At 64.3% G+C, this 20,964-nt stretch carries 24 protein-coding genes and 2 pseudogenes; 7 read left to right on the top strand and 19 right to left on the bottom strand.

The window, feature by feature from the left end; genetic code table 11:
* Positions 1 to 67 precede the first annotated feature (67 nt).
* The 4 genes from ACF0H6_RS16780 to ACF0H6_RS16765 all read left to right on the top strand — a co-directional run bounded on the left by ACF0H6_RS16780 (position 68) and on the right by ACF0H6_RS16765 (position 4,745).
* Entirely contained in the window at positions 68 to 958 is an 891-nt protein-coding gene (locus ACF0H6_RS16780; RefSeq protein ID WP_395250661.1) for a carbon-nitrogen hydrolase family protein, read from the top strand.
* Positions 959 to 968: 10 nt separating this feature from the next.
* The gene (locus tag ACF0H6_RS16775) at positions 969 to 2,318 is read left to right on the top strand and encodes an APC family permease (RefSeq protein ID WP_395250660.1); all 1,350 of its coding nucleotides are present in this window, start codon (positions 969 to 971) and stop codon (positions 2,316 to 2,318) included.
* Between the two features lie 47 nt (positions 2,319 to 2,365).
* Complete coding sequence (locus ACF0H6_RS16770; protein WP_395250659.1) at positions 2,366 to 3,232, top strand: carbon-nitrogen hydrolase family protein; 867 nt, start codon at positions 2,366 to 2,368, stop codon at positions 3,230 to 3,232.
* Between the two features lie 61 nt (positions 3,233 to 3,293).
* Complete coding sequence (locus tag ACF0H6_RS16765; protein ID WP_395250658.1) at positions 3,294 to 4,745, top strand: purine-cytosine permease family protein; 1,452 nt, start codon at positions 3,294 to 3,296, stop codon at positions 4,743 to 4,745.
* A gap of 16 nt (positions 4,746 to 4,761) precedes the next feature.
* Here ACF0H6_RS16765 and ACF0H6_RS16760 read toward each other — a convergent pair whose 3' ends face one another.
* The 3 genes and pseudogenes from ACF0H6_RS16760 to ACF0H6_RS16750 form a co-directional block, all read right to left on the bottom strand.
* Positions 4,762 to 6,348 (bottom strand): arylsulfotransferase family protein, encoded by a 1,587-nt coding sequence (locus ACF0H6_RS16760; protein WP_395250657.1) that lies wholly within the window; start codon positions 6,346 to 6,348, stop codon positions 4,762 to 4,764.
* A gap of 78 nt (positions 6,349 to 6,426) precedes the next feature.
* On the bottom strand, positions 6,427 to 6,780 hold the full coding sequence (locus ACF0H6_RS16755; RefSeq protein WP_395250656.1) for a zinc-binding dehydrogenase: 354 nt from the start codon (positions 6,778 to 6,780) through the stop codon (positions 6,427 to 6,429).
* A pseudogene (locus ACF0H6_RS16750) lies at positions 6,755 to 7,180 on the bottom strand (NAD(P)-dependent alcohol dehydrogenase); the annotation flags it as partial. The gene ACF0H6_RS16755 and the pseudogene ACF0H6_RS16750, both read right to left, overlap by 26 nt.
* Before the next feature lie 437 nt (positions 7,181 to 7,617).
* Between ACF0H6_RS16750 and ACF0H6_RS16745 the strand changes: the two are divergent.
* The 3 genes from ACF0H6_RS16745 to ACF0H6_RS16735 all read left to right on the top strand — a co-directional run bounded on the left by ACF0H6_RS16745 (position 7,618) and on the right by ACF0H6_RS16735 (position 9,950).
* Positions 7,618 to 8,286, top strand: a complete 669-nt coding sequence (locus ACF0H6_RS16745; RefSeq protein WP_395250655.1) for a TetR/AcrR family transcriptional regulator — start codon at positions 7,618 to 7,620, stop codon at positions 8,284 to 8,286.
* Between the two features lie 144 nt (positions 8,287 to 8,430).
* The gene (locus ACF0H6_RS16740) at positions 8,431 to 8,679 is read left to right on the top strand and encodes a helix-turn-helix transcriptional regulator (protein WP_395250654.1); all 249 of its coding nucleotides are present in this window, start codon (positions 8,431 to 8,433) and stop codon (positions 8,677 to 8,679) included.
* Complete coding sequence (locus ACF0H6_RS16735; RefSeq protein ID WP_395250653.1) at positions 8,676 to 9,950, top strand: type II toxin-antitoxin system HipA family toxin; 1,275 nt, start codon at positions 8,676 to 8,678, stop codon at positions 9,948 to 9,950. The genes ACF0H6_RS16740 and ACF0H6_RS16735 overlap by 4 nt, the downstream gene beginning before the upstream one ends.
* 67 nt (positions 9,951 to 10,017) lie before the next feature.
* On the opposite strand, the gene ACF0H6_RS16730 is transcribed toward ACF0H6_RS16735, so the two are convergent.
* The 16 genes and pseudogenes from ACF0H6_RS16730 to ACF0H6_RS16655 form a co-directional block, all read right to left on the bottom strand.
* Positions 10,018 to 10,239 (bottom strand): hypothetical protein, encoded by a 222-nt coding sequence (locus ACF0H6_RS16730; protein WP_395251344.1) that lies wholly within the window; start codon positions 10,237 to 10,239, stop codon positions 10,018 to 10,020.
* Positions 10,240 to 10,509: 270 nt separating this feature from the next.
* A complete protein-coding gene (locus ACF0H6_RS16725) occupies positions 10,510 to 10,773 on the bottom strand; it encodes a hypothetical protein (RefSeq protein WP_395250652.1) in 264 nt (87 codons plus the stop codon).
* 17 nt (positions 10,774 to 10,790) lie between these two features.
* On the bottom strand, positions 10,791 to 11,963 hold the full coding sequence (locus tag ACF0H6_RS16720) for a flagellar hook protein FlgE (protein WP_395250651.1): 1,173 nt from the start codon (positions 11,961 to 11,963) through the stop codon (positions 10,791 to 10,793).
* A gap of 46 nt (positions 11,964 to 12,009) precedes the next feature.
* The gene (locus tag ACF0H6_RS16715; RefSeq protein WP_395250650.1) at positions 12,010 to 12,450 is read right to left on the bottom strand and encodes a flagellar hook assembly protein FlgD; all 441 of its coding nucleotides are present in this window, start codon (positions 12,448 to 12,450) and stop codon (positions 12,010 to 12,012) included.
* Positions 12,450 to 13,442 carry a flagellar hook-length control protein FliK gene (locus ACF0H6_RS16710; RefSeq protein WP_395250649.1) on the bottom strand — a complete coding sequence of 331 codons (993 nt, stop codon included), beginning with the start codon at positions 13,440 to 13,442 and terminating at the stop codon, positions 12,450 to 12,452. The genes ACF0H6_RS16715 and ACF0H6_RS16710 overlap by 1 nt, the downstream gene beginning before the upstream one ends.
* Positions 13,429 to 14,064 carry a hypothetical protein gene (locus tag ACF0H6_RS16705; RefSeq protein ID WP_395250648.1) on the bottom strand — a complete coding sequence of 212 codons (636 nt, stop codon included), beginning with the start codon at positions 14,062 to 14,064 and terminating at the stop codon, positions 13,429 to 13,431. The genes ACF0H6_RS16710 and ACF0H6_RS16705 overlap by 14 nt, the downstream gene beginning before the upstream one ends.
* Positions 14,064 to 14,774, bottom strand: a complete 711-nt coding sequence (locus ACF0H6_RS16700; protein ID WP_395250647.1) for a C40 family peptidase — start codon at positions 14,772 to 14,774, stop codon at positions 14,064 to 14,066. The genes ACF0H6_RS16705 and ACF0H6_RS16700 overlap by 1 nt, the downstream gene beginning before the upstream one ends.
* Entirely contained in the window at positions 14,771 to 15,262 is a 492-nt protein-coding gene (locus tag ACF0H6_RS16695; RefSeq protein WP_395250646.1) for a flagellar FliJ family protein, read from the bottom strand. Before ACF0H6_RS16695 ends, ACF0H6_RS16700 begins: the two co-directional genes overlap by 4 nt.
* Positions 15,259 to 16,590, bottom strand: coding sequence for a FliI/YscN family ATPase (locus ACF0H6_RS16690; RefSeq protein WP_395250645.1), 1,332 nt, complete (start codon positions 16,588 to 16,590; stop codon positions 15,259 to 15,261). Before ACF0H6_RS16690 ends, ACF0H6_RS16695 begins: the two co-directional genes overlap by 4 nt.
* A complete protein-coding gene (locus tag ACF0H6_RS16685) occupies positions 16,587 to 17,219 on the bottom strand; it encodes a FliH/SctL family protein (RefSeq protein WP_395250644.1) in 633 nt (210 codons plus the stop codon). Before ACF0H6_RS16685 ends, ACF0H6_RS16690 begins: the two co-directional genes overlap by 4 nt.
* Positions 17,209 to 17,343: a FliG C-terminal domain-containing protein gene (locus tag ACF0H6_RS16680; RefSeq protein WP_395250643.1), complete on the bottom strand. Its 135-nt coding sequence runs from the start codon at positions 17,341 to 17,343 to the stop codon at positions 17,209 to 17,211. The genes ACF0H6_RS16685 and ACF0H6_RS16680 overlap by 11 nt, the downstream gene beginning before the upstream one ends.
* Entirely contained in the window at positions 17,306 to 18,244 is a 939-nt protein-coding gene (locus tag ACF0H6_RS16675) for a flagellar motor switch protein FliG (RefSeq protein ID WP_395250642.1), read from the bottom strand. The genes ACF0H6_RS16680 and ACF0H6_RS16675 overlap by 38 nt, the downstream gene beginning before the upstream one ends.
* A pseudogene (fliF, locus tag ACF0H6_RS16670) lies at positions 18,241 to 19,852 on the bottom strand (flagellar basal-body MS-ring/collar protein FliF). Before fliF ends, ACF0H6_RS16675 begins: the two are co-directional and overlap by 4 nt.
* Complete coding sequence (gene fliE / locus ACF0H6_RS16665) at positions 19,852 to 20,223, bottom strand: flagellar hook-basal body complex protein FliE (protein ID WP_395250641.1); 372 nt, start codon at positions 20,221 to 20,223, stop codon at positions 19,852 to 19,854. The pseudogene fliF and the gene fliE overlap by 1 nt, the downstream one beginning before the upstream one ends.
* Positions 20,223 to 20,615 carry a flagellar basal body rod protein FlgC gene (locus ACF0H6_RS16660; RefSeq protein ID WP_395250640.1) on the bottom strand — a complete coding sequence of 131 codons (393 nt, stop codon included), beginning with the start codon at positions 20,613 to 20,615 and terminating at the stop codon, positions 20,223 to 20,225. Before ACF0H6_RS16660 ends, fliE begins: the two co-directional genes overlap by 1 nt.
* Positions 20,612 to 20,956: a flagellar basal body rod protein FlgB gene (locus ACF0H6_RS16655; RefSeq protein WP_395250639.1), complete on the bottom strand. Its 345-nt coding sequence runs from the start codon at positions 20,954 to 20,956 to the stop codon at positions 20,612 to 20,614. Before ACF0H6_RS16655 ends, ACF0H6_RS16660 begins: the two co-directional genes overlap by 4 nt.
* Positions 20,957 to 20,964: the final 8 nt, after the last annotated feature.

Here is a 20,964-nt window from a genome sequence, read left to right as displayed (position 1 = left end):
GGGGCAAAATCCACCTTCCCTTTATTAGATCATTATGATCTAATATGAGACGAGTCACAACGACAACGTGGAGAAAACCGTGCAACGCATCCTTCCCCTCATCGCCGCCCAAGCGCCGCCCCGGCTGATCGGCGAGCCGCTCCAGGCCTTCGCAGACGAGGTCGCCGCCGCCGTCGCGATCCAACCGCATAGCAAGCTCGTGGTTTTCCCGGAGCTGCACCTCTTCGGGGATTCCAACCCGGACCTGCAACGTACCGAAGTGCTGCAGGACTCGGCCGAGCCGCTGGACGGCCCGCGCGTCAACGAGCTGCGGCAGCTCGCAGCGGACCTGGGCATCTGGCTGGTTCCGGGCAGCGTCTGCGAACGCGGCCCTGAGGGTCAATTGTTCAATACCCAGTTGGTCCTTTCCCCGGATGGCGATCTTGCCGGCTACTACCGCAAGGTCTTCCCTTGGCGCCCCTTTGAGCCCTACGACCCCGGCGACCGATTCACCACCGTTGACCTGGAAGGGATCGGCAGGGTGGGCCTGAACATTTGCTACGACGCGTGGTTCCCTGAGGTAACCCGCCAGCTGGCGTGGATGGGCGCCGAAGTCATCCTCAACGTCGTGAAAACCACGACGCCGGACCGCAAGCAAGAACTCGTCCTCGCCAAGGCAAACGCCATTGTGAACCAGGTCTTCATGGTCAGCGTCAACTGCGCGGGCCCGACTGGCAAGGGGCTGAGCTTGATCGTCGACCCTGAGGGAAACACCATTGCCGAGGCCGACGACGACGCCCCGACCCTTCTCGCTGCGGAACTGGACCTTTCCGCCGTCGAACATGTCCGCACGCACGGAACCGAAAACCTCAACCGTCCCTGGTCCCAATTCCGCGCCGGCGAACCGGCCATCGAGCTGCCGGTCTACCAAGGCCGCTTCGACCCGACCACGTGGACCCCGCGGTCCTCCAACTCCTAAGGAACCACCGGTGACAACGCAACCGAGCCTCACGCGCGCCCTAAAACTGCCCTCGCTGGTCCTCTTCGGGCTGGCTTATCTGACCCCGTTGATCGTGCTGGCGATATTCGGAGTGATCGCAGAGACCACCGGCGGCGCATCGCCGTCGGCCTATCTGGTGGCCATGGTCGCCATGCTCTTCACCGCCCAGAGCTACGGACGCATGGCTGTTGCGTATCCCGTGGCGGGCTCCGCGTACACCTACATCAGGCGATCCATCGATTCCCGGATCGGGTTCCTGGCTGGTTGGGCCGTCCTGCTGGACTACCTGTTCCTGCCGATGGTCATCTGGCTGATCGGCGGCTCTTACCTGACAGCCCAGTTCCCTGATATTCCCATCGGCGTCTGGATTCTGGCGTTCATTGCCATCACCACGCTGCTGAATGTGGTTGGCGTCAAAGTCGCGGACAAGGCCAACTATCTACTGATGGCTTTTCAGCTTCTGGTGATTGTCCTGTTCGTTGCCCTGTCCGTGGGAACCTTGGTCTCAACCTCCGGCGCGAGCGCCTTGGTCAGCACCGCTCCCTTCTTCAACGACACGTCGAGCTTCGACAAGATCACCGCCGGAGCCGCAATCGCCGCATACTCGTTCCTGGGCTTCGACGCCGTATCCACCCTCACCGAGGAAACCATCGAGCCAAAAAAGACGGTCCCGAAGGCGATCATGCTCGTGGCACTCATTGGCGGCGCGATCTTCGTCGTCGTCTCCTACACCACCCAACTAATCCACCCAGGCGGGACCTTCGACGATTCAGCGTCAGCGGCATCGGACATTGCCCTGAAGATCGGTGGACAATTCTTCGGCGCCATTTTCCTGGCTGGACTCGTCGTGTCCCAGTTTGCCTCCGGGCTCGCGGCACAGGCCAGCGCTTCACGCCTGCTTTACGCCATGGGCCGGGATTCGGTCCTGCCGAAGAAAGTGTTCGGGACGCTGAACAAGTCGTTCAACACACCTGTTTTCAACTTGGTCATTACCGGCGCGGTGGGAATCATCGCCATGTTCCTGGACGTTGCCACGTCCACATCGTTCATCAACTTCGGCGCCTTTACGGCTTTCACTCTCGTCAACGTTTCCGTCATTGCCTACTATCTGAGGCAGCGACGCTCGGGCCACCGCCTCAGCGTCCTGTTCTACGTTGTTCTGCCGGCGGCGGGAGCCATCATCGACGGCTTCCTGCTCTCCCAGCTGGATTCGAACGCCATTACGCTTGGGCTAATCTGGCTCTGCGTCGGCATCGTTGTCCTGGGCATCATCACCAAAGGCTTCCGGAAAGCACCCCCGGAAATGGTGATGGAGGAAAAAGAAACTGCCCTTGTATGAAGACAGATCAGAGTGTGATGCCGGATCACTGAGAGACGAGGACAGTTGTGCGCATCACCCTAGCCCAGATCGATTCCGGCACCGACGTTGAGCGAAACCTCGAGCTGATGGAAAACTACTGTGCCCGGGCCGTCCAGGAGGGGTCTGACCTCATTGTGTTTCCGGAGTACGCAACGTATGAGAAGAGCCGGGTGGACCGGAGTTTCGTGGACATGGCCGAACCCCTTGACGGACCGGTCGCAGCGAGGCTGTCCGCCATGGCGGGACGTCACGGCATCACGGTAGTCGCCGGTCTACTCGAAGCGTCCGGAGAACGGGAAGGATCCGGAGAACGGGACCGGGCCTTCAACACACTGGTGGTCTTCGGTCCGGACGGTTCCCGCCTTGCCAGCTACAGGAAGATACACCTCTTCGACTGCCAGGGCTTCCGCGAGTCGGAGTACATCAAGCCGGCCCCGGAGCCCCTACCCGTCACCTTTTCATGCGGCGGCACAACCTTCGGCTTGATGACCTGCTACGACTTGCGTTTCCCCGAACTGGCGCGCATCTTGGCCGATGCAGGGGCCCAGGTTCTCCTTGTCTGTTCTTCCTGGGTTCCCGGCACGGCCAAGACCGAGCAATGGGCCACCTTGGCCAAGGCCCGGGCAATAGAAAACGGGGTGTTCGTGGCGGCTGTCTCGCAAACTCCGCCGGTGTCCATCGGCTACAGCATGCTCATTGATCCGATGGGGACCGTCCTGCATTGCCCTGGGTACGGAGCCGGACACCGCAACCCTGGACATTTCAACAGACGCTGTTCAGGCGGCCCGGGACCAATTTCCCATGTGGAAGCACCACCGGCTCCTCTGAAGTCAGCCCGCTCCCGGGAGCGGGCTCCACGGTCCCTCCATCAGGAATCTCACGATCCCTTCTAGGCAGGGCCACTCTGTGCTAAACCAAAGTCAAGACGGACCGACGTGTCGAAGGAGAAACGCCATGAGCACTACGACGGACAAAGGATCAGGCCGCGGGCTGGAAGTCCGGTCGATCGACTATGTTCCACTGAACGAGCGGCACGGCAAGGTCTCGCACATCGGACCGCTATGGTTCGTCAGCAATGCCCAGATTGCCACCCTGGCAGTGGGGTTGATCAGCATCACTACCGGCGGCAACCTGATCTGGTCGCTGCTCGCGATCGCCATCGGAGTGCTCGTCGGCACGCTGTTCATGGCCGCGCACTCCTCGCAGGGCCCTCAACTCGGACTGCCGCAGATGATCCAGTCCCGGCCGCAGTTCGGCTACATCGGCGCCCTGCTGGTGTGGCTCTTCGCCTATCTCCAGTACGCGGGCTTCAACATCTTCAACACCATCCTGGCCGGCCAGGCAATCTCGGAGTCGGTGAACTTCGGGTCCCAAAACCTGTGGTTCTGGGTGGTCACCGTTGTCGCCGTCGTCATCGCCTTGTTCGGCTACGACCTCATCCATGCCTTTGAGCGCTACCTGACTTACCTGACCATCATCATGCTGGCTCTGCTCACCATTGCGGCCGTGAAACTGGCCATTCCCGCCGGCGCATACAATCTGGCCGACTTCCATCTGGTGCCGTTCCTGGGCCAGCTGGGGGTCGCGGCCGGCTACCAGATCTCCTGGGCCATTTACGTCTCGGACTACTCCCGCTACCTTCCGCCGACCAGCGGACGGGGAACCTTCCGGTGGACGTTCTGGGGCAGCGCACTCGGCGGTATTTGGGTGATGTTCCTGGGCGCGTACATTGGCGCTGCGGCCGGCGAGAACTTCGAAACCATCGGCTCGATCAAGTCCACGGCCGATCAGCTCTTCGGCGGATTCGGTGGCATCGCCTTGTTCGTCGCCGCATTGGGATTGCTTTCCGTGACTGCCCTCAACATGTATGGCGGTTCGCTGACCCTCATATCGTCCATCGACAGCGTGCGGCAGATCCGGCCGACGCTAAGGCTCCGGATCATCACCATCGCCATCACTGCCCTCATTTCCGTGGTGCTGGCGAACCTTGCCTCGGCCGACTTCCTGGCCAACTTCAACGACTTCCTGCTCCTGGTGCTGTACTTCTTCATTCCGTGGACGGCGGTCAACCTCACCGACTACTTCATCGTCCGGAAGGGCCACTACGCCATCGCCGAGATCTTCAAGCCGGACGGGATCTACGGACGCTGGGGCTGGCCCGGCATCATCTCCTACGTGGTCGGCTTTGTGGTGATGATTCCCTTCTTCTCGGCCGGTAAGCTCTTCGTCGGGTTCATAGCCCACGCCCTCGACGGCGCCGACATCTCGCTGTTTATCGGACTCCCCGTCTCCGCCGGGCTGTATTGGTTGATGACCCGGCGTATCGACGTCGAGGCAGAGACTCGCTTGGCCAGGGAAGAGGCCGAGGCCTTGGAGGCAGCCGCGCGCGAACACATATTGCCGTAACGCGGTCAGACAAGACTCAGGCGGTGGCGATGACCGTGGATGTCGCCAAAACGTTGCCGGACTTGTCCAAAGCCTCGACGGCGGCCTTCGGCGCAACGGCCACCGCCGTCGAGGTCTCAAAGCCGCGCCGCGGAAGCGTCACTGCTTCGGACATGGACCCGGGACCGGTTCCGGTGAGGAATCTCCACTTGGCAACCTCGGTTGCGCCGTTCCAGCTGGCGTAAAGCTGCATTGTGGACCCGTTACCCGGAACCGCGGCCAGATCGGGGACAGTGTCCGGGTGTCCGGTCCACGCAGACCGGTAGGCGCGGTAGGACGCGTCCCCCAAGCCGGTCGCCTCGAATACCGCTTTCCCGTCAGGAGTGAATTCGGTGGCGGCAGGGTCCGCGCCCCAGCCCACCAAGACGTGCCCGTTGTCCAGGAACTGAAGGTTCCCTTCGGCGTCGCCCCGGTGGCCGCCCCTGCTGAACTCCTGCTTGACGACGGCGGTGCGCGCCTTTTCGTCGACGGCCAGCAGCAGGCCGCGGGATGTCCCGGTGGTGCCTTGGTTGTAGTGGTTGTCGAACATACTGATGGTGCCGTTGGGCCGGCGCCGAACATCGTGCTGCCAAGCGAAGACAGATTCCGGAGTCATCGAGAAGTCGCTGCGTTTCCCGCCCAGGCGCCAGCGGATCTTCCCATCCGAACGGCCAATCAAATAGGCGGTGTGCGTGTGGCGGGACGAAACAAGGAGTGCGTCCCCGCTCTCGTCCACGGAGTTGAGGTGAAACGGATCGAACGCTTTCGTTGCGTCGGAGCCGTCGGCCTTGGGGTTATCGGACGGGCGTAGATAGGACTCAGTCAGGTCGACATGGTCCGAGGCCGTCCAGTCGAAGAGGACCTTGCCGGAGCGGATGCCGATTTCTTGGACATGGCAATCAAACATGTAGCCCTGCGCAGGTCCGCCCACCGACGTCAGGTCGTGCTGGACTGTGGGATAGGAGATCATCAAGGCCGTTCCGGCGGGGGTGATGGTGAACTCGTGCAGATCCGCTTGCAGCCCGTTGCTTGTGTTGACTTCGGCCACGGTGCGGTAGTGGACATCCATGATGATGCCTTTTCCGGCGCCGTGTCCGCCCGTCCCGATTCCAGTCCAATAAGTCAACACCGCTTGGCCTTCGAAGGCTTGTACCCGAAGGTCGGTCACGCCGGCACCGGTCGGTTCCATCCACACCGGTTCGCCCCGGTTGTCCATGATCAACCCGTTAGTGCCGTGGCCCATCGGCCCGATGAACAGCAGGCCCGCACCGGTAGGGCCCGTGGACCAGCTGGTGACGTGCGGTGCCGTCAAGGCGGTGGAGAGGAAGCTGCGGACCGCAGGGGCGGAAGCGGTGCTGCTCGCCGACGGCGAGGGCGACGCTGCCGCCATCGGTGTAGCCGCGCTGACTGGAGCCGTTCCTCCGGGCAACACACCTGTCCTGGCGATGCCGAGCCCGGCTGCCAATCCCGCGCCTGCCATCCCCGCACCGGTAAGGAACCCCCGCCGGCTCAACTTGAAGCGGGACTCACGGTCTTTCCGCGAGGCTTCCCGATCGCCACTCCCGGACTCCGCACTCTGCTCCACCCCCTCAGGATAGAACCGGAACACAGTGCGGGAACCGGGCAGGAGCTGCAAGTTTGCTGGGTACTGCCAGTGCCTGTTTCAGTTGCCTTGGGCTTCCTGGATGGTGATCGCGATTTTTCCCCGCACTCTGCCGGCGTCGAAATAGCGCATGGCGTCCGGAACCTGCTCCAGCGGATAGCTGCGGTCGATGATCGGGGTAAGGGTTCCGGCGTCGAGCAGCCCGGCAAGGTATTCGAGGTCTGCAACGCCTTGCGTGCCCATAACCATGGTGAGCTTCTGGCTGATGAACGGGGACAGCGCCAGGGCCCGGAATTGCCTGTCGATACTGCCGGTCCAGGAAGCCGCCTTCTTCGCCGCCGGTGATAACGGCCGCGCCGCTAGGGGTGAGCGCCCTGCGGAGGCGTGCCAGCGTGGGGTTCCCGGCGATATCAAGGATCAGATCGTAATGTTCAGTGCCGTCGGCGAAGTCCTGCTTCGTGTAGTCGACGACGTGATCAGCGCCAAGCGAGCGCACCAAGTCCATTTTCGCTGTGCTGCAAACGCCGGTGACCTCGGCCCCGGCTGCTTTGGCGAGCTGAACAGCGTAACTGCCCACTCCGCCGGAGGCGCCAAGGACCAGCGCCTTCCGGCCCGGCGTTATCTGGCCCGCAGCGCGAAGGGCCTGCAGCGCAGTGCAAGCGGAAACCGAGACCACGGAGGCCTGTTGAAAACTGATGTTCGCCGGTTTGAGCGCAAGCTGGCTTTCGCGGGCCGTCGCGTACTCGGCGAAAGTGCCCTTCCCGACCCCGAAGACTTCGTCCCCGACGGCGAACCGGGTCACTGCCGCTCCCACCGCAACGACCGTGCCGGCCAGGTCCAGCCCGGGGACCGGGTTTTTGGGGGCCCGGATGCCGAAGGCCAGACGCAGCGCGTATGGCAGGCCCCGGGTTACATGCCAGGGCCCCGGTCCAGGCCTGCAGCATGGACCCGAACCAGCACCTCGTTCCCGGCAATATTCGGTTTGGGGATCTGCGCCATGTGCAGAACGTCGGCTGAACCGTAGGCCTCCTGCACGATGGCCCGCATAGTGCCGGGAGCGTGCGGCTGCGCCGCGGGTGGGCCGCTCGAAATCGGAGTCTCCGCAGCATGCTGAGCAGAGGTCATGGCCGTTCCTTTCCAGACAATGGCAGTTTGCAGCCACTTTTTCGTACGCTGTACCAAAAAGATTATCGTACAATGTACTAAATCGCTAGAGCACTGCACTAATCACCAAAAGTCCGAGGAGTCCCGATGCCGGATACTGCACAGCACCTCCCCCCGCGGCGCCTTGCGCTGAGCCGCGAGAGGGTGCTCGGTTGCGCTGTGGAGCTCGCTGACGAGTCGGGAATCGCCGCGCTGACCATCCGCTCGCTCGCCCAGAGCATGGGAACGAAACCCATGTCGCTTTACTACTACGTGGCGAATAAGGATGAGATCCTAGACGGCATCGTTGACATGGTCTTCAGCGAAATCGCAATACCTTCCCCCTCGGGCGGCTGGCGGGAGGAAATGTACCGACGGGCGCACGCGGTGCGCAGCGCGCTGAAACGCCACCCGTGGGCGATCGGGCTGCTGGAAAGCCGTTCTTCCCCTGGCGAAGCCAACCTACGCCACCACGAAGCGACGCTGGGTACCTTGAGGGCGGCGGGCTTTTCGGTTCAGATGACAGCCCACGCCTATGCCCTGCTCGACAGTTACATCTACGGATTCGCGCTCCAGGAAGCCGCACTCCCCTTCGATGGCCGGGACACCGCCTCCGCGATCACAGCGCCGATCGTCGAACGTTTCTCGACTGGGCAATACCCCCACATGATGGAAATTGCCACCGAACACGTCCTCAAACCCGGCTACGACTTCGGAGACGAGTTCGACTTCGGGCTAAACCTCATCCTTGACGGCCTCAGCCGGTTGATGAAGTGAGCTAGCCATCTCCAGCGAGCCCGAAACCATGCCTGCCTGTCTGCGGCCCGAGGACAGCGCGTGTGCCAGATCATCACGAACCCTCGTCGTGGGCAAATGGGACATATCTGGCACAAATGAAGATTAGGCCCGTACGATCAATATATGTCACAAACGCCGTTCTACCGGGCTGTCGACGCCGTCTCCCTGGGGCAGGCCATCAGCGATGCCCGAAAGGAAGCGTCCCTGACCCAACAGGACCTGGCGGACCGGCTCGGCATCGCACGACGGACCATCGTGAGGCTCGAGCACGGCGAAGCAGTCTCCGTAGTCGTCGCCATGCACGCCATACGGGTGCTAGGCCGCGATGTCGCCTTGGTCCCGCGGTTCGCGAAGCTGCAGGTCAAGGCATGAGCCCGCGGAACAAGAGCCTGGAAGTATTCCTGCACGGGGTGCACGTCGGCGTCCTGGCCGGGTCTGGCCTGAGGATGTCGTTCCAGTACGACCCGGACGTCGTCGGCGAGTACGGCGTCTCCTCCGTTCTGCTGTCCCTGTCGCTGCCGGTGAACCGGAAGAAGATCGACGGGCCCGCGGTGTACAACTACTTTGACGGGCTCCTGCCGGAGGGCCAAGTTCGTTCGCATCTCGCTTCAGAGAACGGGCTCTCGACCCCTGACGCCCTGGGGCTGCTCTCCATCCTTGGCGCCGACTGTGCCGGCGCCGTCCAGGCGCTCCCGACAGGTACGTCCCCTAATGGACCGGTCGAATCCCAGCCGATGACTTTCGATGAGGTCGTCGGCGTCGTCGAGGCACTGCCGGCCTGGGAACTGCCCGATGACTTCGCGGTTACCGCTTCGCTGAGCGGGATTCAGTCAAAGGTGCTGCTAAGCCGGCACGATGACGGCTGGGCCTGGCCGGGCCGCGGGGCAGTGTCCACGCACATCATCAAACCGGAGCCGCTCGATTCGCCGGTGCCGCACCTGCTCGCCTCTGAAGACTGGGCGCTGAAGGTGGCCGCTGCCGCCGGACTGCCCGCCGCACAAGCGCATCTGGAGACGTTCGGGTCCCGCCAAGCAATCGTCGTGACCCGGTACGACCGGACTCCGGACGGTAGCCGGCTTCACCAGGAAGACTTCACCCAGGCCCTGGCGCTGGCCAGCACCTCCAAGTACGAACCTTCCACCGCCCCGCCGTCCCGCCTGACCCAGCTCGCGCGAGCCGCGGCACCGCATACCCGGGACGACCGGGAATTCCGGCGCGCGCTGCTGCGGGCCATCACTTTCAACCTCGTGATCGGCAACGGTGATGCGCACTCGAAAAACTATTCGATGCTGCTTCGGGACGGAGGCGAAGTGTTGCTCGCCCCGCTCTACGACATCGCCCCCACCCTGCTGCTGTACGCCCCGAGCAACAACGCCGGCCATGTCGTGGGCGGTCAATCAAGGCTGAACTACCTCACCCTGGATCACGTCATCCGGGAAGGTGAATCGTGGGGCATGGATGCCGGGGATGCGCGGGCGACGGCGGTTACCGTGCTGGAGTCGGCGGCCGCGGCGGCGGCCAAGGTGCCCGCACCTGAGGAGATTGGCTTCCTGGGCGAACTCGTCGCAGCGCGGGCCGGCGAACTGCTTGCGGGCGGGACGGCCCGCCGCGCCCTCGCCGGTCAGACGCCGCCGGCCACCTGACATTTCGGACGCGGACCGTGCGCTGAGGGCCGCCGCCGGGACCCGCCGTCACCCTTCGGCGCGGCAGCTACTGAGATGGTCGGGGCCTCAGGCCGTCCCACCTAAGCGACGATCGCCGACGGGTCCACGACCTCGGACTAGGGCCTCGAGGTTGTTCGGGGCCGCGCCCGTGCGGGAGTGGAGTCTGGTGATGATCTGATGCTCCAGGGACAGCCACCGACCACCCATGCTTCACTGCTCGTGATGTATGCCATCTGCGGAGTTCCTGGTCATCGAGCTTGTTGAGCACCGCAACGTTGTGACTCCATCTCAATTGTCCAGATGGTGTCTGGACAATTGGTTCGACACCAGACCGAATTGTCCAGACGACGTCGGGACAATTCCGCCGCCGACGGAGGGACGAGCTGAGCGAGGATTTCGCTAGAGCCTGCGACGATTGGTGCACTCTCGAGGAGGTTTCGGCACCGCCCTTATCGAGGTGTTCCGCGAGTCGCAGGAGAACCAGTCACGAAACCCGTAAGCATAGAACCATCTTGTCGATCTGACCCTTAGCGAACCGCTATCGCACCCGTTTGATCGGGATGATCGCGACCGCCGAGATGAGCACAAGCACCGTTGCAGCGATCCAGACCGGGCCGTAGGCGCCAGCGGAGATGGCGACGACCACGCCAGCGACGATCGGGGCGATCGTCTGACCGAGGTTGGTACCGAGCTGGGATAGACCGAGATCCCGCCCGGCGGCAGCCCTGTCGGGGAGCACTTCGATGATGAAGAGAGCCTGGTCGACCACGATGAACATTCCGAAGCCGAAACTAGGAGACAACCATGTTCTCCGGGGATTTAGTGCTTCAGGTTGGTCAGCTCCTGCAGGACTTCGTCCGACGTCGTGATGATGCGGGCGTTGGCCTGGAAGCCACGCTGGGCCACGATCAGGTTGGTGAATTCCTGGGACAAGTCCACGTTGGACATTTCCAAGGAACCGGCAGTCACGGTACCAAGTCCGGCGTCGCCCGGGGCGCCCAACTGTGGCGTCCCGGAGTTGGCGGTTGCCACGTAGGTGGAGCTGCCGGCTTTCTCGAGACCTCCCGGGTTGGTGAAGTGGGCCAGAGCTACGCGCGCGAGTACCTGCTTGCTGCCGTTGCTGAACGAACCGATTAGCGAGCCGTCACCGCCCAGGGTGAATGATTCCAGCTTGCCGGCCGCAGAGCCGTCCTCGCTGGCGACGGTCAGGGTATCCATGGCCGCGAAGCCGGTAACGGTGGACATGTCCACCGTTGTCCCGCCGACGGTCATGCTGCCGCCGGATGTCAGGGCACCGTTCGCGAACGCAAGTGTCGAGTTGGCCGTGGCACCGTTGGCGTCTGCCCCGGCCACATTCCAACCGGCCGCAATACGGCTGAAGGTCAGGGTCAGGCTGCGGGAAGCTCCGGCGGCGTCGTACACCTTGACCTGGCGCTCAACGCTGGTGCCCAGGGCTGCGTCGGACGGGAGGTTGCCGTTCAGCGAGGCCTTGGTGGTGGCGACTGCGGCCGACGTGGTGTTCGGCGAGAGCGCGATGGGGCCAGTAGGGCCGCCAAGGTTCACCGTTCCATTGGTGGCAGACCAGCCTTGCAGAATGCCGCCGTCGGGGCTCACGAGCCGGCCTGCGGCGTCCATGTCGAAGGCGCCGGCACGCGTGTAGAGCTGCTGTCCGGCCTTGCTGGTAATGAAGAAACCGTCGCCGGAGATCATCATGTCCGTGGCTCGCCCGGTGTTCTGGGATGAACCCTGGCTGAAGTTGGTGCTGACCGCTGCCACGCGCACTCCCAGACCGATCTGGGCCGGGTTGGTGCCGCCGATTTCGGCTTGCGGTGCGCCGGCGCCCTGCGTCATCTGGGAGAGCGTGTCCTGGAATTGGGTGGAGGAGGCCTTGAAGCCGGCCGTGTTCACGTTGGCAATGTTGTTGCCCGTGACGTCCAGCATGGTCTGGTGGGCTCGGAGGCCGGAGATTCCGGAGTACAGCGAACGAAGCATGGTGTTGCCTTTCTTCGGGTGGTTCGTGGCAGAGGTTTGTGGAACGTCAGGCAGTGGGGGTGGCGGCTGGGGGCGCGGCTGCGTCCGTGATCCCGCTGACGGAATCGAGCGGAACGTTCACTCCCCCGATCACCACCGCCGGAACGCTCCCGGAGAAGGACACCGAGCTCGCGACGCCGGATCCCTTGGTGCCGTCCGCCAGCGCGTAGCTGACGTTGTGGCCGATGATCTGCGCTGCGGCAGTGCGCATCTGGAGCGAAAAGCTCTCCTTGGAACCGGAGGTGAGCTCGGTCATTTTTTCCATCATGGAGAGCTGGACTGTCTGGCTCATCATCTGGTTTGTGTCCATGGGGGCACTAGGGTCCTGGGACTTCAGCTGCGTCACCAGAAGTTTCATGAAGGTGTTCGAGTCCAGGGTCTGCGCCGGTTTGGGCACAGTGGTTCCAGACTGGACTCCGCTGCTTGCCGCGATGGGCTGGATGCTCACTATTGGTTCTCCTTCATCAGACGAGAATGTCCAGGCCTGCTGGTACTGCTTCGGGGAAGTACGACGGCGGTCCGCGCCATGCGAACCGGCTCACTGTCGCTGCCGCGTGGGAACGCCGGGCTTTCCGCCGGGCGCCGGTCCCGCGGGTCCGAACCGCCCGCGCCGCCCGCGCCGGCATCGGCCGGAGCGCTGTGTTCGGACAGGTCCAGGCTGGCCCCGAAACCGGATTCCCCGAGTCCGCGCCGCAGTTCCGGCAGGATGCTGCGGACTGCCTCGCGGCCCGCTTCTCCTGGGGCGAACAATTCGATCCGCACGCCGTTGCCGTCGATATGGGCCCGGACAGTCAGCGGGCCAAGGTCCTCCGGCGACATCTTCAGCGTCATCACGTGGCTCCCCGGGGCCGCCGAGGCAAGGGAGAACAGGGGGCCGGTTACTTGCGGCAGCAGCTTCGCGGGATCTGCTTGCGGCACGGGCGTGGCCAGAACGGGGGCAGGCGTCGAATTGAGCTGCTGCGGCTGTGGCGGTTGCACAGCCGCAGGAATACCAGCGGGAATTCCTGCTCCCGTAGCAGCGGGAGCGTCCGTTCCGGGCACACTTTGAGGGTCCTGTTGCGTCCCTGGTTTTCCGGCAGGAAGTACGACGGCGGCGCCAAGCTCCCCTGCCAGGGTTGCGGTGACGCTGTCCGCGGCTTCGAGACCGGTCGCGCTTGCTGCCTGGATTGGTCCGGGCTGGATTGGTCCGGACTGGGTTGGTCCGGGCTGGGTTGGTCCAGGCTGGGCTGGGCTGGCTTTGACTGTGCCGGCCCGAACCGGATTGTTCTGGATTGGAAGTGTCAATAGACCCGCTTGCCGGGAGCCGGACGTCACGGGCTCAGACGGCGTCGCGCCTGAAGCGCTGGCAGACGCAGGGGAAGCGTCCGGAGGGACGGCGGTCCCGGAAGCGGCAACCATGGCTGTGCCAGCCAGCGTAGCCGGGGCCTTACCCGAAGCCATTGCAGCACCACCCTCGCCCGAAAGAGCGGTTGCGTTTTCCCTCTGCGGGACCGTGGCCGTTGTTACGGCGCCTGGTCCGCCAGGCGTCGAACCGGCGGCCATTGATGCCGCTCCGGACATCGAAAAGCCTGGGCGCCGCAGGCGTGCCTGCAAGCGCCTCGAGCTGGGCTGTACCCCTTGCCAGCCCGTCCTTGCCCGCGCCAAGACTCGAACTTTGATCCGAGCCGAGACCCAGCGCAGTTGCCTGCGCAGCGACGGCCGCCGTCGCTGTTCCGGCAGCGGCGGCAGCACTTCCAGCTGCATTCGCAGCATTCGCCGTGTCGGCCATGTTGGCCGCATCTTTGGCGTCCTTTGCCATTCGGTGTTCACCGGCTCGGACGGCCGTCCCGGAGTCCGCGGAGTCAGGCTTTCCTCGGCCGCCGTCGTCGGACGTTTGCTTTTCCTGAGCGCCGGATATTTGAGCGCCCGGCATCTGAGCGCCGGATGCCTGAGCGCCGGACGCCAGCACGCCGCCCATCACGGCATCAAAGCCAGCGGCCGCCCCAGACTTCGTGCCGGAAGCGGTACCGGATTGCGGAGACGCCGAGCGGGGGGCAGGGGCACCTGCGGGGGGCAACTGCATCACGAGCCTCCCGCGGGGACGATGCGGCGGATCGCAGTCAGATTGGACTGCTGCTCCCACGCATCGCGGATTTGGATGGTCTGGCCGGGCACGGGCGCGTCGATTGCCTTGCCGTTGCCGAGATAGATCGAGATATGGTTGCCGCCGAAGCTCACCAAGAGATCGCCGGGCTTGGCCTGCGCCAGGGACGCCACTGGCGTGCCTTTCTGCATCTGATCGCTGACCACGCGGGGCAGGTCGACGCCGAGGTCCTTGAAGACGCGCTGCACGAAGCCTGAGCAATCCATGCCCGTCGCCGGGTTTGTGCCGCCCCATACGTACGGCACGCCAATGTACTTCTTGGCGTCGGCCACCACGGCATCGCCCGTAACGCCACCCGCAGCCCCGGTGCTGACACCGGAAAGCGCGCCCGTGCTCGTGGCTCCGTTGAGGCCGGTGAGGGCCCCGGCGCCGGTGAGGGCAGAGCTGTCAAGCCCCAAGGCGGAGGCTAGCTGGCTCATGCCCGACGCCTGGGAGCCGCCCACGGCGGTGCCGGACGACTGCGAACCCCCGACGGCGGTGCTCAACGCTTGCGCGAAGGAGGCCGCATCCGCTGAAGTGGCCGCCGTTCCGCCGGTGGTGGCAGTGGCTTGCGGGAGAACGCCTTGGCTCAGTTGCTGCAGCATCGATTGGATGCTCTGGATGTGCCCGATGGCCTCGGTCATAGTCATGAGTTGGCCTTCCGCCCACTCGGTGCTGCAGGTGCTGCCGCTGCCGCCGGGTAGACAGGGGCTGGCTGCGCGGCACTTCTGTGCCACGCGGACGAAGCAATCTCGTCCAGCATCCCCTGCTCGGCGTGCAAAGCGGATGCCTCGAAGGCGGCAGTGTGCCGGATTTCGAGCTTCTCAAGTCCCACCGCCCGGCGCTTGGCTTCGGTGTATTCCGCGCGGGCCTCGGCGGCTTCGGCCTCCGCGCTGGCAGCCAAGGCGTCAAGTTCGGACAACATGCTCTGCGCCGACGCCCGGGATGCGGCAATCGCCAGCAGCGAGGCCGAGGTCCCCGCGGTTCCAGCAGACTCTGCCAGCTCCTCGCGGGCAGCGGCCCGGCGGTCCCGCATGGATGCGGACCGGGAGTTGGCCCGGGCCAATCCGCTGGCGGCGGCATCCTGTTGGGTCTGGCGCAGACGCAGCAGCCCGGCCAGGGAGAATTGACGGTTCACGCTGCTCCTTCGAGGCTTGCCGCGAGCCGGAAGAGCTCCGGCCATGACTCGCTGTACGGGGTCGATTCGTCCATGCTTTGCTGAAGGAAGCCGTTGATCGCTGACTCGTTGTCCAGTGCCGCGTCAACCAACGGGTTGCTGCCCCGGTGGTATGCGCCGACGTCGATCAGGTCCTGGGCGTTGCGACGCGCAGCAAGTACCCGGCGCAACGATGCCGCGAGCGCCGTGCGATCGCCAGTGTTGACCTTTGAGGCCACGCGGGACACTGAACCAAGCACGTCCACCGACGGAAAGTGCCCCGTGACAGCGAGCTTTCTATCCAGCACGACGTGTCCATCCAGGATCGAGCGGGCGGCGTCGGCGATCGGTTCGTTGTGGTCGTCACCGTCCACCAGCACCGTGTAGATCCCGGTCACGGAGCCGGTTTCGGCAGTTCCGGCACGTTCCAGCAACCGGGCGAGGACGGAAAAGGTCGACGGCGGGTAGCCGCGGGTAGCGGGCGGCTCGCCGGCCGAAAGGCCGATCTCGCGCTGGGCCATGGCAACGCGGGTGAGCGAATCCATCATGAGCACCACGTCTTTGCCCGCTTCGCGGAACGATTCGGCAATGCGGGTGGCCGTCACTGCCGCGCGAAGGCGCATCAGCGCAGGTTCATCGGACGTGGCCACTACAACCACGGAACGTGCCAGGCCTTCGGGGCCAAGGTCGTCTTCCAGGAACTCGCGCACCTCACGGCCGCGCTCCCCCACCAGGGCAATCACGGACACTTCGGCATCGGTCCCACGCGCAATCATGGATAGCAGCGAGGACTTGCCGACGCCGGAGCCCGCAAAGAGCCCCATGCGCTGGCCGCGGCCAAGGGTGGTCATGGTGTCCAGGACGCGGACGCCGGTCTGCAGCGGAGTGTCTACCCGGGCACGGTGCATGGCCGACGGCGCTTCGTTATCCACGGGGACCATGGGACTGGCGGGCAGTGGGCCTTTCCCGTCGATCGGGCGCCCGAGCCCATCGAGCACGCGCCCGAAAAGTCCACGACCGGTAGGGACAAGGATCGGAGTGCCCTTGGAGCGTGCCGGGTCCCCGGCGGCCACTCCGGTCAACCGTCCAAGTGGCATGCAACGCACGGCGCCGCTGACCGAGGCGACCACTTCGGCGTCGAGCCCGGGTGCGTCGCCCACCGTCACGAGATCTCCGACGGCGCAATCCAGACCAGCGATTTCAAGGCCAAGGCCGAGCACGGACGTCACGGTGCCCACACGCTGCGGGGCCGCGGAAGCGAGGGCGGCTGCGAAACGGTCCGCGTGCGGCCGGTAGTCGGTGACGCTCATGCGTCGTTCCCGAGAAGGGCCTGCTTGGCCCTGTCCAAAGCGGTACTTAGCCGGGCGTCCAGCCAGCCCTGTGGATGCTCAGCGATCGCGTCCCCCGGGTTGAGTGCCGGATCTGCCTTGAGCTCGACGCCGGCAGGGTTCCCGGCGTCGACGGCGGCCAGTGCCGCGACGTCTGCGGGGTTGAGCCGGACTGAGGTCACGGTCTCGACGCCGGACGCCGCCCCCAGCGCGCGGGCCAAGGCGGCGCGGGCAGTGTTCTTCCCCTGAGTGAGTTCGTAGCCCAGGATGGCTTCTGCAAGCTCGATCGCGCTTGCCGCCAAGACCTCCTGGGCTTCCTCCAACGCAAGGCCCTGGCGTTGCTGGGACGCGGCGGCCGCGGCTTCGAGCGCACGGACAGCGTGCGCCACAGCCGAGCGACCGGCGTCGAGTACTGCGTGGTGTTCAGTTCGGAGCTGTTCGCGGAGACGCTGCTCTTGAACGGCCGCAGCCCGGATCCCGGCGGCGTACCCCGCCGCGTGGCCTTGGGTGTAGCCCCGGTCTTCCCTGCCGGACCGGGCAGCCGGCTGGACATCGGGGAAGACCACCCGCGCGAACTCCATGGCTGTCACGGTGGCGGCCTCAGTAGACAAAGTCGTCCTCCTCGCCGCGCCGGACAACGATGGCCCCTTCAGCTTCGAGTTCACGGATGGAACGGACAATCTCGGCCCGGGCCTCTTCAACCTGGGAGGCACGCACCGGCCCGGCAGAAGCCATCTCGGACTCCAGGATCTCCAGGCTTGCGGCCGGAAACGTTGGTGCGCACGGCCTCGAGCACTACGGCGGGCGCTCCCTTCATGGCAACTGCAAGCACTTCGGGGCTGACGCCGCGCAGGATCTGCTGGATATCGCGGCGTTCCAACTTCACGATGTCCACGAAGGTCAGCATCCGGGCGCGAACTTCCGTGGCGAGGTCCGGGTCAAGGGATTCCAAGCCGTCCAGCACGGAGCGTTCAGTGTTGACGTCGGATCGGTTGATGATGTCCACCAGTGGTTGGATGCCACCGACAATCTCGCTCGACTTCCTTTGCGACATGACCGCACCGGCACGCACTTTGAGGGTCTCGGCCACGATTCCCACGGCTTCGGGGGAAGCCATCCCCATCGTGGCGATGCAACGGGCCACTTCGCTCCGTTGGATGTCGCCCAGTCCGGCCATGACCGCAGAAGCCTTGCCCGGCCGCAAATGCGCCAGAATCAAACCAATGGTCTGCGGCATCTCGCTGTCGATCAGGGCCAGGATCTGCCCGGAGTCGATCATCTCCAGGAATTCGAAGGACTTCCCGGCCATGGTGGAAGCGAGACGGTCCATGAATCCGGCGGCTTTGTCCGCGCCGAAGGACGCTTCCAGGAGCCCGACGGCGAATTCCTGGCCGCCGCGGGCCGTGCGGCGCCCGCTGACCGCAAGGTCGTGGAACTCGGTCAAGACGTGGTCTGCCACAGCAGAGGAAACACGGCGCAAGCGCACGATCTCCGCGGCGATGTCCTCGGCTTCCGACTCCGAGAACTGGGTCATGACGGAGGCTGCGCTGCCCGGACTCATCTGCATCAGCACCACGGCCACCTTTTGGGCACCGGTCAAGGCGTTCATCTCGAAACCGAGTTCCCCGGCCCTCATACCGGCTGCTTTTCGTCCATAAGTCCGCGCAGGTAGTCCGCGGTCCGGGCGGGGTTCTCGGCAACCATGGCTTCAATCTGGGCGCGCCGCCGCTCGCCGTCGAGCGCTTCTGCTCCCTGCATCGGCAAGGCGGGAAGGGGCTGCGGCATCTCAATCGCCGAGGTGGCGGGCGGCCCTTCGAGTACGGGCGTGACGACGTGCGGAAGCATCTCGTAGTCAACCCGTTCGCCGAGGTCAACCGGCTCTCTTTGCTGCCGGCGCCGCAGGAGGATCATCACCAGGACTATCAGCGCAACCACTGCCAGCAGGATGCTGCCCGCCAGGATGAGCGTATTCATCAAATCGGACTGTTGCTTGGCATCCGTCTGGGCTTTGGCCGCGTTTAGCGCCTGTGTCGCTGCGTCGGCAGCCGTGGTGCTGAAGGGGAGCACCTCAACAGTGACGACGTCTCCGCGGGTCGGATCGACGCCGGCGGCCGAAGTCACGAGCGCCTTGACCGAGTTGACATTGAGTCCGCCGGCCGCTGACTGGTTGATGGCGACGGAAATGGTCTGCCGCTTCACCGCGCCCTGCGGAATGGTCCGGTCTTCGGTGACCTTGTTGACCGCGTTGTTCTTGGTTGTATCGGTGGAGTCGAAGGTTCCGTTGCCATTCGTGCCGCCAGGCGACGGCAATATTGTCCGGACCCAAGACGCCTGAAGCGCCGCTTCCGGTTCCTGTGTACTTCTCCGTCTTGGTGGTTTCACTCAGCGGAGCCGCATCCTTGGAGGTGGAAAACGTCTCGCTGCGCTGCTGCGCGGATTCCGCCGTCACGTCGGCAGCGACTGCCACCGTGGCGTTGCCCGGGCCTACCACCTTGTCCAGGACGGCCTTCACCGAATCGGAGGTGCGCTGCTGATAGTCGGCCGCCTGTTTCGACGACGATCCGGTAGCGCCGGTTCCCACGGCGGAGAGGACATTGCCCTGGGAATCCACCACCGAGACATTTGTTGGCTTCAGGTTTTCGATCGACGCGGACGTCAAGTGCACAATCGCCTGGACCTTGTCTGCGGACAGCGTGATGCCAGGCTGTGTTTCGACGAACACCGATGCCGTGGCGTCCGGGGTCGTGGCAGTGAAGACCGTTTTTGCCGGAATGGCGAGTTGCACGGCGGCAGTCTTGACGCCGTCCATGGCTTGGATGGTGGTGGCGAGTTCGCCTTCGAGCGCGCGCTTGTAGGTAACGGACTGCTGGAATTCAGAGGAAGTCACTCCAAGTTTGTCCAACAGCGAATACCCCGTGGCTGCGGCTGCCGGGAGGCCCGCTGCGGCCGCTTTCAGCCGTTCATCGTTGACCTTGTCGTCCGGAACCAGGATGGTGGCGCCGCCGTTGCTGAGCTCGTACGGAACATTGTCCTTACGCAGCTGCTCCACGATGCTGTTGGCGTCGGTGTCCTTCAAACCGGAGAAAAGTGGGGAGTACGACGGTTTGCCGAGCCATGCTGACAAGGCCACCCCGCCGAGGACCAAGACGGCGATACCGATGATGGCGATGGTGCGCTGCCCTGTGGTGAACCCTTTGATTCCTTCCCCGAACTTGCGAAAGAAAGCGGCAATCTGTGGGGGCATCAGGCCTGCATCCTCATGATCTCGTTGAACGCGTCAACGCCCTTGTTCCTTATCGTGGCCGCGAATTCCAGGGTGATCTGGGCGCGCGTGGCGGCGATGGTCGCCTTGTGGATGTCATCCAGGTTGCCCGTCACTGCGGACACAGCAAGCTGGTTCGACGTCGATTGCAGTGACTGGAGGTTGTCCATGGCACCCGTGAGCGTGGTAGCAAACCCGTTGCCGCCCGACGCTCCGGTGACCCCTGACACTCCGGTGGCTCCGGTGGCTCCGCCGGTGCTACTTGTGCTGTCTGCATAGCCGGTGCCGCTGACGCCCTGCACTCCGAGCCCACCTCCGGCGCCTTGAATCGCACCGATCGGGTTCAATGCCATCAGGGTTTTCCTATCTCAAGCGCTGCAAGGTAAGTATCACGGGCACGGTCCACCACTTGCGCGTTGGCCTGGTATCCGCGTTGGGCCACGATCAGGGAACCCATCTGTTCGGCGAGGTCGATGTCGGGATAACGCACATAGCCTTGGGCGTCGGCCAAGGGGTGGTCTGGCTGGTAAACGAGCCTGCCTGTCGGGCTGCCTTGAGGTGTGCTTTTGACGTAGACGCCGGTTCCGTTGCTGCCCTCGGCCGCTTCGACGTAGCGGGCCTGGAAGGCCTTGCCGCTGGTGCGGCTCACGGTATTCATATTGGCCAGGTTGTCCGAAACGGCATCGAGCCACTTACGGTGCACTGTCAGGGCGGAGCTGGCGATCCCGATCGCATCGAATGTCATGAGCTTGTCCTCATGGCCGTGCGGAGGGCCGTGGCTTCGCCGCCGATGGCCCGGGACGCAAATTGGTAGCGCAGGACGGTGTCCACGTTGGAAAGTGTTTCGGTGTCCAGGTTCACGTTATTGCCGTTGAGCTGCGTGGGCTCTTGGGATGTGGAGACCGTTGCCGTGGCGGACCCGTCACCGGAGGCCACCGATGCGGCGAGGGCGTCTTCGAATTGCACCCGCTTGGCGTGATAGTTCGGGGTATTGATGTTCGCGATGTTGTTGGCGATGGTGTTCTGGCGCAGGGTCAGCCCGTCAAGGGCGCTACCAAGGGCAACAGAAGTCACTGAATCGAACACGAGACGGC

It is taken from the genome of Arthrobacter sp. NA-172 (genome assembly GCF_043952055.1).
In the GTDB taxonomy this organism is placed as follows: domain Bacteria; phylum Actinomycetota; class Actinomycetes; order Actinomycetales; family Micrococcaceae; genus Arthrobacter.
This window is presented reverse-complemented; position numbering and strand designations above follow the sequence as displayed.

Bases quoted from the DNA above. Each gene is read 5' to 3' on its own strand.
- ACF0H6_RS16765 (WP_395250658.1), top strand. From the start codon at position 3,294: ATGAGCACTACGACGGACAAAGGATCAGGCCGCGGGCTGGAAGTCCGG.
- ACF0H6_RS16745 (WP_395250655.1), top strand. From the start codon at position 7,618: ATGCCGGATACTGCACAGCACCTCCCCCCGCGGCGCCTTGCGCTGAGC.
- ACF0H6_RS16740 (WP_395250654.1), top strand. From the start codon at position 8,431: ATGTCACAAACGCCGTTCTACCGGGCTGTCGACGCCGTCTCCCTGGGG.
- ACF0H6_RS16735 (WP_395250653.1), top strand. From the start codon at position 8,676: ATGAGCCCGCGGAACAAGAGCCTGGAAGTATTCCTGCACGGGGTGCAC.
- ACF0H6_RS16720 (WP_395250651.1), bottom strand. From the start codon at position 11,963: ATGCTTCGTTCGCTGTACTCCGGAATCTCCGGCCTCCGAGCCCACCAG.
- ACF0H6_RS16710 (WP_395250649.1), bottom strand. From the start codon at position 13,442: ATGGCTTCGGGTAAGGCCCCGGCTACGCTGGCTGGCACAGCCATGGTT.
- ACF0H6_RS16705 (WP_395250648.1), bottom strand. From the start codon at position 14,064: ATGCAGTTGCCCCCCGCAGGTGCCCCTGCCCCCCGCTCGGCGTCTCCG.
- ACF0H6_RS16700 (WP_395250647.1), bottom strand. From the start codon at position 14,774: ATGACTATGACCGAGGCCATCGGGCACATCCAGAGCATCCAATCGATG.
- ACF0H6_RS16690 (WP_395250645.1), bottom strand. From the start codon at position 16,590: ATGAGCGTCACCGACTACCGGCCGCACGCGGACCGTTTCGCAGCCGCC.
- ACF0H6_RS16680 (WP_395250643.1), bottom strand. From the start codon at position 17,343: ATGGCTTCTGCCGGGCCGGTGCGTGCCTCCCAGGTTGAAGAGGCCCGG.
- ACF0H6_RS16675 (WP_395250642.1), bottom strand. From the start codon at position 18,244: ATGAGGGCCGGGGAACTCGGTTTCGAGATGAACGCCTTGACCGGTGCC.
- fliE (WP_395250641.1), bottom strand. From the start codon at position 20,223: ATGGCATTGAACCCGATCGGTGCGATTCAAGGCGCCGGAGGTGGGCTC.
- ACF0H6_RS16660 (WP_395250640.1), bottom strand. From the start codon at position 20,615: ATGACATTCGATGCGATCGGGATCGCCAGCTCCGCCCTGACAGTGCAC.